Origin of the sequence: Amycolatopsis cynarae, assembly GCF_026802195.1 — a bacterium.
GTDB lineage: Bacteria > Actinomycetota > Actinomycetes > Mycobacteriales > Pseudonocardiaceae > Amycolatopsis_E > Amycolatopsis_E rhizosphaerae.
Genome location: NZ_CP113836.1, coordinates 997,948 through 1,010,363, shown reverse-complemented (window position 1 = coordinate 1,010,363; position 12,416 = coordinate 997,948). Strand labels below are relative to the sequence as shown.

Annotated in this window: 14 protein-coding genes; 12 read left to right on the top strand and 2 right to left on the bottom strand. The window is 69.1% G+C overall.

What is annotated here, in order from left to right:
* Positions 1 to 388 precede the first annotated feature (388 nt).
* The 12 genes from ORV05_RS04890 (at position 389) to ORV05_RS04835 (ending at position 6,788) form a co-directional block, all read left to right on the top strand.
* On the top strand, positions 389 to 685 hold the full coding sequence (locus ORV05_RS04890) for a hypothetical protein (protein ID WP_268757255.1): 297 nt from the start codon (positions 389 to 391) through the stop codon (positions 683 to 685).
* A gap of 93 nt (positions 686 to 778) precedes the next feature.
* Entirely contained in the window at positions 779 to 1,162 is a 384-nt protein-coding gene (locus tag ORV05_RS04885; protein ID WP_268757254.1) for a hypothetical protein, read from the top strand.
* A gap of 359 nt (positions 1,163 to 1,521) precedes the next feature.
* Positions 1,522 to 1,755: a hypothetical protein gene (locus ORV05_RS04880; RefSeq protein ID WP_268757253.1), complete on the top strand. Its 234-nt coding sequence runs from the start codon at positions 1,522 to 1,524 to the stop codon at positions 1,753 to 1,755.
* An 85-nt stretch (positions 1,756 to 1,840) separates the two neighbouring features.
* Positions 1,841 to 2,101, top strand: a complete 261-nt coding sequence (locus ORV05_RS04875) for a hypothetical protein (RefSeq protein WP_268757252.1) — start codon at positions 1,841 to 1,843, stop codon at positions 2,099 to 2,101.
* Positions 2,102 to 2,188: 87 nt separating this feature from the next.
* Complete coding sequence (locus ORV05_RS04870; RefSeq protein ID WP_268757251.1) at positions 2,189 to 2,443, top strand: hypothetical protein; 255 nt, start codon at positions 2,189 to 2,191, stop codon at positions 2,441 to 2,443.
* 88 nt (positions 2,444 to 2,531) lie between these two features.
* Complete coding sequence (locus tag ORV05_RS04865; protein ID WP_268757250.1) at positions 2,532 to 3,074, top strand: antirestriction protein ArdA; 543 nt, start codon at positions 2,532 to 2,534, stop codon at positions 3,072 to 3,074.
* 192 nt (positions 3,075 to 3,266) lie between these two features.
* Positions 3,267 to 3,764, top strand: coding sequence for a hypothetical protein (locus tag ORV05_RS04860; protein ID WP_268757249.1), 498 nt, complete (start codon positions 3,267 to 3,269; stop codon positions 3,762 to 3,764).
* 82 nt (positions 3,765 to 3,846) lie between these two features.
* Positions 3,847 to 4,548, top strand: coding sequence for a hypothetical protein (locus ORV05_RS04855; protein ID WP_268757247.1), 702 nt, complete (start codon positions 3,847 to 3,849; stop codon positions 4,546 to 4,548).
* 82 nt (positions 4,549 to 4,630) lie between these two features.
* Positions 4,631 to 5,092: a hypothetical protein gene (locus tag ORV05_RS04850; RefSeq protein WP_268757246.1), complete on the top strand. Its 462-nt coding sequence runs from the start codon at positions 4,631 to 4,633 to the stop codon at positions 5,090 to 5,092.
* A 105-nt stretch (positions 5,093 to 5,197) separates the two neighbouring features.
* The gene (locus ORV05_RS04845) at positions 5,198 to 6,316 is read left to right on the top strand and encodes a DNA translocase FtsK (RefSeq protein WP_268757245.1); all 1,119 of its coding nucleotides are present in this window, start codon (positions 5,198 to 5,200) and stop codon (positions 6,314 to 6,316) included.
* Complete coding sequence (locus ORV05_RS04840; protein ID WP_268757244.1) at positions 6,313 to 6,561, top strand: hypothetical protein; 249 nt, start codon at positions 6,313 to 6,315, stop codon at positions 6,559 to 6,561. Before ORV05_RS04845 ends, ORV05_RS04840 begins: the two co-directional genes overlap by 4 nt.
* The gene (locus ORV05_RS04835; protein WP_268757243.1) at positions 6,558 to 6,788 is read left to right on the top strand and encodes a hypothetical protein; all 231 of its coding nucleotides are present in this window, start codon (positions 6,558 to 6,560) and stop codon (positions 6,786 to 6,788) included. The genes ORV05_RS04840 and ORV05_RS04835 overlap by 4 nt, the downstream gene beginning before the upstream one ends.
* Before the next feature lie 133 nt (positions 6,789 to 6,921).
* Here ORV05_RS04835 and ORV05_RS04830 read toward each other — a convergent pair whose 3' ends face one another.
* Positions 6,922 to 7,782, bottom strand: a complete 861-nt coding sequence (locus ORV05_RS04830; RefSeq protein ID WP_268757242.1) for a hypothetical protein — start codon at positions 7,780 to 7,782, stop codon at positions 6,922 to 6,924.
* Positions 7,783 to 7,834: 52 nt separating this feature from the next.
* Positions 7,835 to 12,391 (bottom strand): DNA polymerase, encoded by a 4,557-nt coding sequence (locus ORV05_RS04825; protein WP_268757241.1) that lies wholly within the window; start codon positions 12,389 to 12,391, stop codon positions 7,835 to 7,837.
* Between the last annotated feature and the right edge of the window lie 25 nt (positions 12,392 to 12,416).

Genomic DNA, 12,416 nt, shown 5'->3' with positions numbered 1-12,416 from the left:
TCGGTAGAGGGAACGTAACGGCGCGCGGGTACCCATACCCGTAATACGCCAATCTGGGCACGTTGCCGTTAGGTGTAGTGACAGCACACCTAGGCAGGCAACCCTTTTCGCTTAGACACGGTTGAGGCGCGGCGCATTTATTGGTCGCGCCTTTTCCGTGTCCGAACGAAGGGATCAATAGGTGAAAAATGAGTGAGGCGCCGGCAGGGCACCCCTGGCGGGTTCCACTACGCGAGCTAGCCGGATCATGCGTGCAAGTAGTTGACAGCAACACGCATAGACACGCATGATGACGCATGACTGACCGCTTGCGCGACGGCCGGGCCCGGGTCCGGCTACCGCGCTGGCCGCCAGTCGGCGGGCTACTCCACCCGAAAGCGAGACCACTATGTCCGAATTCGACATCACCGAACTGTCCGTGTGCACAGTGTGCATTCACCTCATCGCCAACGGTGAATTCGACGACGGGACCGATGCCGCTGAAAAGTGCGCTGAGGGGCAGGCGAAGATCTGGGGCGAGAACGCTATTCACCTTGTCGCGGGCGGCCACGTCGAAGACTGCGACGGCTCGGAACCCTGCGGCTGCACCGAACCATGGTTCTCGTGGTCGTCATGCGATGGCTGCGGCGAAACGTTGGGCGGTGACCGGTTCCACGCGGCCGCTCTAATCCCGCAAACCGCTTAAGACTGACCGCTTGCGTGGCGGCCGGGCCTCGGTCCGGCTACCGCGTTGGTCGCCAGTCTCGGCGAGCAATCCACCCGAAAGCGAGGGACATCTATGTCCACCATGTCCGAAGTGCGGGCGCCCTTGTTCATCTCGTCACGGCTCATGGCCGCGTTGCGTATCGATGGCGTGGGCACGCTACACGTCAACGCGGAGAACCGCGACAGTGACGGCCGTGTGGTGTACGCCTACGTCGTCGAAAACTCCGAGGGGACGGAACTCGAAACCGGTTTTGACCTCCGGTCCGGCGTGGGCGCGGACGTCGACTACTCCGCCGCAATGGGCACCCTACTCAGTTTCTTGGAACACGCGGCGGACGTGTACCGGGCCGGTATGTGCGCGAATACCGAAGAGAGCTCATTCTCTGCGGCAGTCCAGGAATGGGCCTACCTGAACTCCGAGGAGATCTCCGCCGCACGCGCTGACTTCGAAGACTGACCGCTTGCGTGGCGGCCGGGCCTCGGTCCGGCTACCGCGTTGGTCGCCAGTCTCGGCGAACTACTCCACCCGAAAGCGAGGCAGCTCTATGCCCACCGAAAGCGAGCCACCCGAAACCGGCACCGTGGAATGCGGGGCGTGTTCGGCAGAGATTGAGATCACCCGCGAACAGTGGGAAAGCGCAGCAACCGCACCGTGCCCACAGTGTGACGGTTGGGCGGACCTCGTCTTCCACCGGCGACACGCGGAGTGGGAAGAAACCGCTAACTGACCGCTTGCGTGGCGGCCGGGCCTCGGTCCGGCCACCGCGTTGGCCGCCAGTCTCGGCGGATCACTCCACCCGAAAGCGAGGCACCACCATGCCTACTACGGACACGGACGCGCAACCGCGCTACGTCGTCGAAGAACGCGCAGACGTTGACGGCCCGTATTTCGTCATCGTCGACACGGAAACGACCGAGGTGGTTTGGTACCGAACCGGTTTCGGCGCCGTCCGCCCCGGTACCGAGCAGCGCGGCGACCGGCTGTGCTGCTCCCGCCAACGGTGGCTCATGGATCACTGGGCGAGCAGGATCAACGCACAAAAAGACTGACCGCTTGCGTGGCGGCCGGGCCTTGGTCCGGCTACCGCGTTGGTCGCCAGTCTCGGCGAACTACTCCACCCGAAAGCGAGGCACCATGCCCGTGACCCTGCCCAAACTCACCAACGTCAGCAACCCCGCGTCATTCGGCGTCGAATGGGTGACCGGCGAGAGCGAGAGCCACTGCCAAATGGTCAACATCCGCGGTACGTCGTCCCTGCTCTTCGGGATCAAAGTCCGCGGCACCTGGTCCACTACGCCCGTAGTCAACCCGGGGCGCTTCGGTCTCACGCGGCCGCCGAAGACGTTCGCGGAGTTCCGCGCCATCGCCGAGGCCTTCATCTCCGCCGCTAACTGACCGCTTGCGTGGCGTCCGGGCTCATCTCCCCGGCCTCCGCGTTGGTCGCCAGTCGGCACCAATTCCACCCGAAAGCGAGGTTTCAGGATGGCCGTGACTCTGAAATACACCGATCCGGCATTGGTGGCGGACGTTCGCCGAACTGCCGACGTCCCGCGTAGCGGCCAAACGGCGAGCGGTTATGGGGGAAAGATCCCCACCAGCGGGATGGTTCGCTATGGCACCCGCTGGCACCGCGTATACGTAATGATCTGGAGCAATTCGGGTACGGCCTACATCCTGTCCAAGGGCGAGCGGTTAATCCTTGACCCTGAAACCACGGACAAGTTCTCTAGCGTGTGACTGACCGCTTGCGTGGCGGCCGGGCCTCGGTCCGGCTCCCGCGTTGGTCGCCAGTCTCGGCGCCAATTCCACCCGAAAGCGAGGTTTCATGCCCCGTATCTACGTGGCTTCGGTGGCTGACCACAACCGTGGCCGGTTGCACGGTGTACGGATCGACATCGACGACTCCACCCAGGTGGAGGAGGTGAGGGAAAAGATACAGGCGATGCTGTCTGAATCGCCCTCGCTGTTGTCCGGTGAAGTCGAATCGGCGGAAGAGTACGCGATCCACAGCGCCGAATACTTCGGACCGTACAAGGTGGGCGTATCCACCCCGCTGGACGAAGTGGTGCTTGTCGGTGGCGAGATCTTCCTGTGGGGCGAAGCGTTTGCCCATTGGGCGATGCACTGCGCCGATGTGGGCACGGCAGTACGGACGTTCGCGGACTGCTATCAGGGCGAATGGGACGACGCGAAGTCGTGGGCCCTGGGGGAGTTCGGGGAACAGAACGAAGAGACGTTCAAGGTGTACGAAGCGTGCGAATACCTGTCGTTTGACTGGGAGGCGTACGTGACCGCGTTCAAGGCGCGCGGGTACGAGCTGTTCGACCTCTCGGACGGAACCGTGGCCGTATTCAAGCCCAATCACTGACCGCTTGCGTGGCGGCCGGGCCTCGGTCCGGCTCCCGCGTTGGTCGCCAGTCTCGGCGAGCAATCCACCCGAAAGCGAGGCAGCTCCATGCCCACAGTCAGCACGAAAAGCACCGTCGCCGAAGACACGGTGCGGCGAATCCGGGTCCGTCTCCCGTTCCAATCCGGCGGGATCGGCAGTGACAGTCTCTGGGTGCTCTCCGCGATCCCCGAAACCGGCGACATGCCGGCCGAGGCCGCCGCGGAACTGCGCGCAGCTCAGTCACGGCGCACCAAGGCCTACATGGAGAACGGCGTCAGGGACCGCCCGGGAGACCCGACCTATTACGTCTACGTTCCGGAGGGGCCACACGGGCGAACGATCGTCGCGTGGCGCGCTATCGGCGGTGAGTGGCACATCCCGGAGTTTTCGCGGCCGTCGGCGCGGGTTCGCAAGGCTCAGCAACTCGTCCGGGAGGCGGCCAGTCAACGCGCCATGCCGGAAGTCGCCGAGAACGAAACGGTGATCAAGTTCTGCGACGACAAGGCGGACGACTGGGGACGTCGAGAATTCTTCGCCTACTGGATCGGCGACTCCCGGCCGGGGATGAATGAGGACGGCATCCGCGGTCAGCTGTTCTTCACCGACCCGGACAAGTTCGCCGAGAGGGTCCGATCGGGCGGGGAGACCGTGCGCTACCTGAACGACTGACCGCTTGCGTGGCGGCCGGGCCCCGGTCCGGCCTCCGCGTTGGCCGCCAGGCCTACACCAATCCACCCGAAAGCGAGGCAGCATGCACTACGAACGGCGAGGACTTCGCGCCCGCATCCTCCGTGACAACACCACCATTGGACGCGGCGGCTACAGTGACGGCCCCGACATCCACGTCGTCTACATCGTCGGCGAGGGCATCCCGCCGCTTCACCCCGTGCCCGAAGGCGCGCCCGTGGTCGTTCTCCGTGAGACCACCCCGGGCTACGTCGTGGCGCGGCCGGAGCAGGGCGGGGGCTACGCGGCCAGCGGCGCCTACCTCAGGCAGGACAGCTGTTACGAGGACTGGGAGAAGGTCTTCGGTCACCACCTGCCGATCCCGCTTCACGACCACTCGGTATCGATGATCAATTTGCAGTACCTCGGACGGGGCGAGCTCTACCGCGGGAAGTCCAAGTTGGTCTACATGAGCCAGGTGCTCCGTCGGGACCTCGACGGCGAGACGGTCGCGAAGGCGCCCGGGCAGCAGGCACGCGGCTACGTCCGGCCGGCGACCGTCGACGAATGGGTGGAGCGCGCGTGGGGCGTTCACCGGTTCATCGTCAAGTCGCCCGGCAATCCGGCGATGGCCTGGACTGCCTTCGACACCGAGGAGGAGTTGCGCGCGTTCGTGGCTGCCTACGCCTTGACCCTCACGGGGTCGCTGGATCCGGGCGGGGAGTTCGTGCTCACCCTGCCGGACACCATCGGGCAGTGGTTGCCCGTCACCGCCAGGCGGGACTGACCGCTTGCGTGGTGCCCGGGCTCTGGTCCGGGTGCCGCGTTGGCCGCCAGGCCTGAACCAATCCACCCGAAAGCGAGGCAGCATGCACTACGTCATCGAAGCGCGCACCTTGTTCGAGTCCGAACGGGTCTCCGTCATCGCAGCCATGCACCCCGACGAGGACACTCGCCCCACCGATTACGACTGCCACGACGCCGACGAGATCGCGCGATTCGAGAGCTGCGAATGGGACTACGTCGGCATGGCAGTCCGCGTGATGGTGGACGGCGCCCAGGTGGCCGAAGAGTCCCTGTGGGCCATCGCACACGGTGCCGTGAGCGAGGACACCAAGGCCGATGCGTGGGAGCTCACCCCCGCCACCTACCCGGAGCCCAACGTCGTACAGATGGGCTCGCCGCTGTCGGGGGTGGTGTGCGAAGCGCTCGATGCCGCGTACCAGTGGCTGATCAAAGTCGAGGCCGGGCCGGAAGTCCGGCAGGCAGTGCGGGCCGCGCAGCGCTGGGCCGACCCTAACGCCCGCCGCATCGCCCCTCGTGTCGCCTGACCGCTTGCGTGGTGCCCGGGCTTCGGCCTGGGCGCTGTGCTGGCCGCCAGGCCACATCCACCCCTAAAGTGGTTTACAACCATCCACCCGAAAGCGAGGCCTGCCGTGTCCGCGGCCGCCACCAAACTCAACGAGCTGTTCGTGGTGCACAACGCGAAGGCGCACGTCGTCGGCGAGACCGCCGGCCCGACCGTGACACGGTACGAGGTCGAGCTGGCCCCGGGCGTGACCGTGGAGAAGATCCTCCGGCTGCACAAGACCATCGGCCTGGCGCTGGCCACGGAGTCGGTGCGGATGCTCGCGCCGATCCCGGGCAAGTCGCTGATCGGGATCGAGGCGCCCACCACGCCGCGGCGGATCGTCGGCCCGTCCGAGGTGCCGATCCCCGCAGCCGCGCACCCGCTGACCGTGCCGCTCGGGCTGAGCGTGGACGGGCAGCCGATGGCCGAGAACCTGGCGCGCTTCCCTCACGTGCTGGTGGCCGGCGCTACGGGCTCGGGCAAGTCGAGCTTTCTCAACGCGATGCTGACCACCCTGATCGCCCGGACCCGGCCGGATGTCGTGCGGCTGGTGCTGGTCGACCCGAAGATGGTCGAGCTCGCGCCGTACGAGCACGCGCCACACGTGGACTCGGTGGTGACCGAGGTCCCGGCGGCCGCGGCGGCGCTGGCCCGGCTCGCCGACCTGATGGATTCCCGTTACCGCCGCATGCGGCAAGCCGGGGTGCGCACCGCTGACGCCTACAACGCGGCGGCGGCATCCGGGCGGCTCGGGCCCGGCGCGGTGATGATGCCCTACATCGTGTGCGTGGTGGACGAGCTCGCCGACCTGGTGATGCTGGCCAAGGGCGCGGTCGAGGACGCCATCGTGCGGCTCGGGCAGAAGGCGCGGGCGGCCGGGATCCACCTGGTGCTCGCCACGCAGCGGCCGTCCGCGGACGTCGTCACGGGGCTGATCAAGGCCAACGTGCCGTCCCGCATCGCGTTCAAAACCGCGTCCGCGGTGGACTCGCGGGTGGCGCTGGACACGGGCGGGGCGCAACTGCTGCTCGGCGCCGGTGACGGGCTCTACCGGGCGGTGGACACCACCGAGGCGCTGCGGTTCCAGGCTCCCCTCGTCGGTGACGCGATGATCGCCGCCACCGTCGACCGGGCACGGGCGCGCTGGGCGCCGGCCTGGCCCCAGGAAGACCACGACAACAAGACCAGGAAGGTGCAGTCGTGATACTCACCCGCACGATGATCGCGGGCCAACTGGCCGGCATCCACGAGATCAAAGCACTGGTCGAGGAGAAGCGCGGTAAGACGGTGACCCGCCAGTACATCGACAAGGTCACCCGCTACCCGGAGTTTCCGGAGCCGGCGCAGGTGCTCGGCATCGGGCGGGTGTGGTTCCGCGCCGAGATCGTGGATTTCGTCGAGAACAAGCTGGAGCGGCCCAAGGGCCGGCCGAGGACGAGCCAGCCGTGACCAGCCCCACCGCGCCTTACACGCGCGAGTTGCTGACCGGCCTGGTCGATCTGCAAGCGGACGACAGCGCGCAGTGCGTCGAGTGCGGTCGGCAGGCCGTGCTCTACGTCCTCGACATCGAGCAGTGGCAATGGTTCACCTGCCCGGATCACCACGGGCTCGTGTTGCTGAGACTGCTCCGCGGCGAACTGGACAGGACGAAGCCGCCCATGCCCCCACCCACCTGAGCTGTGAAACACGAAGGCCCCGCGGGGGGTGTAACCCGTGGGGCCTTCGGTCGTCAGAAGGGACAGTGGTCCTAGTCCCTGCTGAGCATTTCACCAGTTCGCGGCGGCGGGGACAAGTCGCCTGTCGGGTGGATCATGCGGCGCTGCCCTTGCCTCGCTGGGCGGCGGCCAGGACCAGGTCCGTGACGTCTCCGACCCGGTAGGTGGGGTGACCGCGGGGGTCGTGCGGGTGCGGTGGCCGGGCGGCGAGCCTGCCCCGGGCCGCCCAGCCCCGGATCGTGTCCACGCTGACCGGCCGGGCGAGCAGCGAGGACAGCGCGCGGGCGATCTCGATCGCGGTACCGAGCTGGTCGGCGGCCTCGGCGAGCAGCCACTGCCGGCGGAAGGCCACATCGTGCGCGCGGCCGCAGCGGCAACGGATCACCGGCTTGTCCGCGCGGGCGTAGAGCGGGGCCTTGCAGCCGGTGCACCGGCCGAGGCAGTGCAGCTCGGCGGGCCGGTCCACCACCCGCCGCACCCGGGCCACCAGCGAGGTGATCGCGGCGTGCACCTGCTCCACCCCGGGCCAGGCGGCGAGCAGGCCGGGGAAGTCGGCCATCCACGCCGCGGCGTCGGCCACGCTGCCCAGCCGGGGCCGCAGGTGCGGGTGGTGGCGGGCGAAGGCCGTCGCGTAGGCGCCCACGTCGGTGGTGAGGGTGTGCAGGAGGGCGGCGGCCTTGAGATCCGGCGGGATGGGGGTCTCCGCGGCGCGCACGATCACCCCGATGCCGGTGCTGAACCGGGTCTGGCGGGTGACCACGTCGAGCAGGTCGGCGACCAGACCGGGCCGGTACTGCTCGATCCCCTCGGCCTCGGCGGCGGCGTCGGGGCGGCGGTCGTCGACCTCGGTGTAGGCCAGGGCGCGCAGGGCGTCGACCAGCTCGCCGGTGCAGCCGGGGCAGATCTCGTCATGGGTGAGCCGGTCGCAGCTCCGGCAGGCGCAGGTGTGGCTCATCGCGGGTCCCTCCGGTGAGTGGTACGTGCGTACCAGTTGTCATTCTCCCTGGTCATGCGGCATCCGCCCAGTACGGCGAGGGCTTGGCGGCCTCGGCCACGATGGGGATGCCGAACAGGTCGGTCTCCATGCACCCCACGAGCGCGGCGGTGGCTTCCTCGGCGTCCTCGGCTGCCACCATGACGTCCACCTCGTCGTGCACCGGCCACAGCACGGCCTCGCTCCAGCGGGTCTGGCTCCACCGGATCAGCGCGTCGATCAGCAGTTCCCGCGCGGTGCCCTGGATGCAGTAGTTCGGCCCGGCGTGCGGCGCGCGGCGGGGCAGGTGGATGACCCGGCCCGAGTAGGACGGGAAGCGGGTCTTGCCCGCCTTCACCGCGGCCTGGATCCCGGCGGACCACTGCACGTAGACCGGGGCGAGTCCGGCGAGCACGTCGACCACGCCGGCCATGACGTCCTCGCTGACCTCCAGCTGGGCGGCCAGGGTCGGGATGGAGCCGCCGTAGGCCCAGCCGAACACCCCGCGCTTGACGGTGTAGCGGTGGGCCTTGGTCCAGCCGGATCCGAAGACCTGTTCGGCGATCATGGCGTGGATGTCGGCGCCTTCCAGCAGCATCCGCCGCAGGTTCGGGTCACCGGAGAGCGCGGCCATGACCCGGAACTCCACGCTGGAGAAGTCGGCCGAGATCAGCAGGTGGCCGGGGTCGGCGGTGACCATGCGGCGGAAGCCGCCCTCGCGCGGGATGTTCTGGAAGTTCGGCCGGACACAGCTCATCCGGCCGGTGTCGGCACCGAGGGTGTAGACCGTGGGCCGGGCCCGTCCGTCGCCGTACTCCACCAGCTGCCGGTAGGGCTCCAGGAAGGTGGACAGCGCGGTCTCGTGGCCGCGGTAGTCCAGCATCACCGCGGCGAGCTCCCCGGCCGCCCCGCCAAGCGTCCGGACCTTCTTGAGCGCGGCGGCGTCGACCGAGGGCTGCCCAGCGGGGAACTTCTTGCTGGGCGCGGTGCGAGGCAACTGCACCCCCAGCGCGGCGAACCGCTCGGCGACCTGCTTGTTGCTGCCAGGGGTGTCGATGCCCAGGCCCGCCAGGCGCCCGCCGATCTCGGTCAGCTGCTCGGTGTGGGTGGCGTGCAGCGTCCGGACGTGCTCGCCATCGATGGGGACCCCGGTGTGGCTGATGCGGGCCACCATGCGCTGGGCGATGCGCTCGCGGGTGTGCAGGTCCTCGGCCAGTGCCGGGAGCCGCGTGGCGAGCGCCGCGGTGTCGAGTACGTCGGACCCGGCGTAGCGGATCATCGTGGCGCTGAACTTGTCGGCCTGGGCCCAGCCGGAGCGCTCCACGGGGGTGTCGGTCTTGGTCTCGGTGAGCCACTTGCCCGCCTTGAACAGCGTGGCGCGGGCGGCGTCGGCGGAGGGGGCCGCCGCGTCCTCGCCGAGCATCACCGCCGAGAGCTTCTTCAAGCCCGGGTCGGAGCCGGTGGAGGCGGGGTCGGCGAGCTTGGCCGGGATGACGGTGTCCTCCATCCGGGCCCAGATGTCCATGCCCACCAGGCCCGCCTCGACCAGCGGCACGAGGTCGGCGGTCGCGGAGTGGGCGTGCAGCCGCGGCGCCATCGCCAGCAGCTGCCCTGCGAGTTCGGCCTGGGCGGGGTCCTCGGCGTCGAAGACCACGGCGTCCTGTTCGTCGCCGAGCTGGATCGTGCGCAGGCCGTAGTGCCGGTGGCCGACCGGGTAGCCGGTGTTCTCGATGTCCACGGTGAGCGCGCCAGCGCGGTTGGTGGCGGTCATGACGATCCGGGCGGCCTCGGCGAGGGTCAGCGCGGTGACCGTGTCGTCGCGGCGCACGAGGGCGGGCAGGCCGATCACGTCGCCGGCGGCGGCCTCCAGCGCGTCGTGCCGCTTCTGCTCCCGCTTCTGCGCGGCCGTGACCTTCGCGGCGTCGGTGGCCTTGGGAGGGGCCGCCGCAGGGGGCTCCGGAGCAGTGACAACGGGCGTTTCCAGTGCCAGCGTCAGCTGACCGTCGGCTTTACCATCGCTTGAATTATCACTCTCCGAAGTCGGAGGAAGTTGATCTTGTATTCCAGACATTCCAGAGGGATCCGATGACGCCCTAGTGAGCTGATTTTCCAATTTTTGGGGGATAGGAGCGCTCTGGAATGTTCGGCGGTCCTGGGCTTTTGCCGACGACGAGGGGGGGTCCAGGTCCGGGCCATCCCCCATCTGGGGTACCCCGCCCCCGGGTTCGCCCCCGGGTTCGTCGACTCGGAACCTCATGCCGGTCCAGGCGTTGTAGGCGGCCGGAACATCACTGACGGTAATCATGGAACCGGGACGAATCGGGCGTCGGGACAGTCCGGCCTGACGGGCGATCTTGATCTTGGTCGACTTGTGCGCGGCGAGCTCGGAGTGGCCCGCGAACCGGTTCGCCATCAGCTGCGCCGACCACGGTTTCTGCCCGCGGGCCACCAGCCACTCGTTGAGGTCGTCGAGCAGCTCCGAGGACATGACGTGGGCGGCGGGGTCGAAGTCGATCCGCTCGTCGAGGTAGCCCAGCACCACGTCGGTCTCCACCCGCCAGGCCCGGGTGTCCTCGATCGCCCTCGGCGGCAGCGGCGGCATCACCCGCCCGGCCTGGTACCACGCCATCGCCCCGGCCACGAGCCAGGCCAGCACCGCCTCCCGGCGGCCGTCCTCCCCGGCGCGCAGCCGCTCTCGAAGACCCGGGTCGCCGGTCTTGTCGTGCTCGTCCTCCAGGGCCTCGCCGGGCTTGCGGAAGCGGTAGGGGAAGCGGATCACCGCCAGCCGCCGCCAGGTGCCGTGATCGGTCTCCTGCACGACCGGCAGGTAGTTGGTGGACAGGAACAGCGAGTGGGTGGCCTCGAAGGTCACCGGGTCCTTACGCATCCGCCGCGCGGTGATCTGCGGCGTGCCGACCAGGAGCTTGAGCTTGGTCACCTCCAGCCGCCGGGCCTCGGGCGTCTCCTCCAGCAGCGCCAGGCGGGCGCCCTGGAAGTCCATCGCCTCCGTCGGTACGGCGTCGGGGCTGGACAGCAAGGCCCTGTGGGAGACGTCGAGGTAGTACTGGCCCAGCGCCCCGCGGATGCCGGTCATGATGGTCGTCTTGCCGTTCTCCCCGCCGCCGACCTGGACCAGGAGCATGTCGTCGGGGGTCATGTAGCCGGTGGCGGCCTGCCCCATCCGCACCTGCCACCAGGCCTGCACGTCCTCGGGCACCGCCCCCAGCGCCGCGGTCCAGTCGGGGTGACCGGCGCCGGGTACGTAGTCGCAGCCTGAGATCTTGGTCATGTGCAGGCTGGGGTTGTGCGGCATGAGCTCGCCGGTGCGCAGGTCGACGATGCCGTTGCGGCAGTTGAGCAGGTCGGGCCACTGGTCGAACTCGGCCGCGTCGGCGAGCACCCCCTCCATGCCCTGGCAGAACTGGGCCAAATTGCGGATGGTGGTGTAGGTGCCGAGCGCTTCGATGGCCTTGACCAGGTCCTGATCGGCGCCGGCGGCCACACAGGAGGCGTGCAGCCAGATGATGAACTGCCGCAGGTCCTCGATGATGACCGCGGCGTCGACCGGGGCCCAGCGGCGGCCATCCCACGCCATCCACCCGAGTCCGGCCGACCAGCAGAATCGGCCGGTGAGCCGGTGCGCGGCCAGCCGCTCGACCAGCCAGGCGTGTTTGATGCCGAGCCGGTTGAGGGGCGCGGGCCGTTCGGCGGCGGTGTCGTGGGCCTCCTCCAGCCGCGCCACGGCGCCGTCGGGGTAGCGCTCCCACACCGAGCGGATGGCGGCCTCGTACTCGTCGCGGGTGAACTCATGGCCGCCCTGGTCCTGGTCGATGATCGGCCAGACCCGGGCGTCCATGAACGCGACGGCGTCCTCCAGCCGCCACCCGCCCCGGCCCCGCAGCGCGGCGGCGAGTTTCATCACCCCGTCGTTGCGCCCGGCGGCGAGGGTGGCCGCGACATCGGCCCAGGGCCCGACCTTCATGAAGTCCTCGGCGTTGCCGCCCGCGGTCGAGCCGCTGCTGCCGTGGCTGCGCCGCACGGCTTCGGCCAGCGCGGCGCCGGAGGCATCGGCGGGGCCTTCGCGCAGCAGCCGCTCGAGTTGCGGGGCCACGGCCCAGGTGTAGGTGGCGGGCATCCCGGTCGCCTTGGACATGCGCACGGTGGGGGCGATGAACGCGAAGCCCCGGCCCTTGCCCTCGACGTCGCCGGCCTTGACGTCCACCCCGGGCACGAGGTTGTTCTTCGACCGCACGCCCAGGGAGCGCACGAAGCTGTGCACCCCGCCCGACGGGGTCAGCGCGGCGCCGTAGGAGACCGGCAGCGGCGCCCCGATCTCCTCCAGGGCGCCGCCGTTGCGGGGGTCGACGTCGATGAGGTCCAGGCCGTGGCCCATGACCGCACACACCGCCATGCCGGGCCGCCAGGCGTCGAGCACGCGGGGTTCGGGCCGGGTCTGCTGCCAGCCCGGAGGCAGGGCGAAACCGATGGGGGTGCTCGGGTCGGGCCCGGCGAGGAAGATCGGGATCCCGGCGGCGGCCAGCCCCCGGGCGATCTGCAGCGCTTCGGCGATGGCTGCATCGGGGGTGGTCACGACGGCGTTGGTCACTAAATCGGTC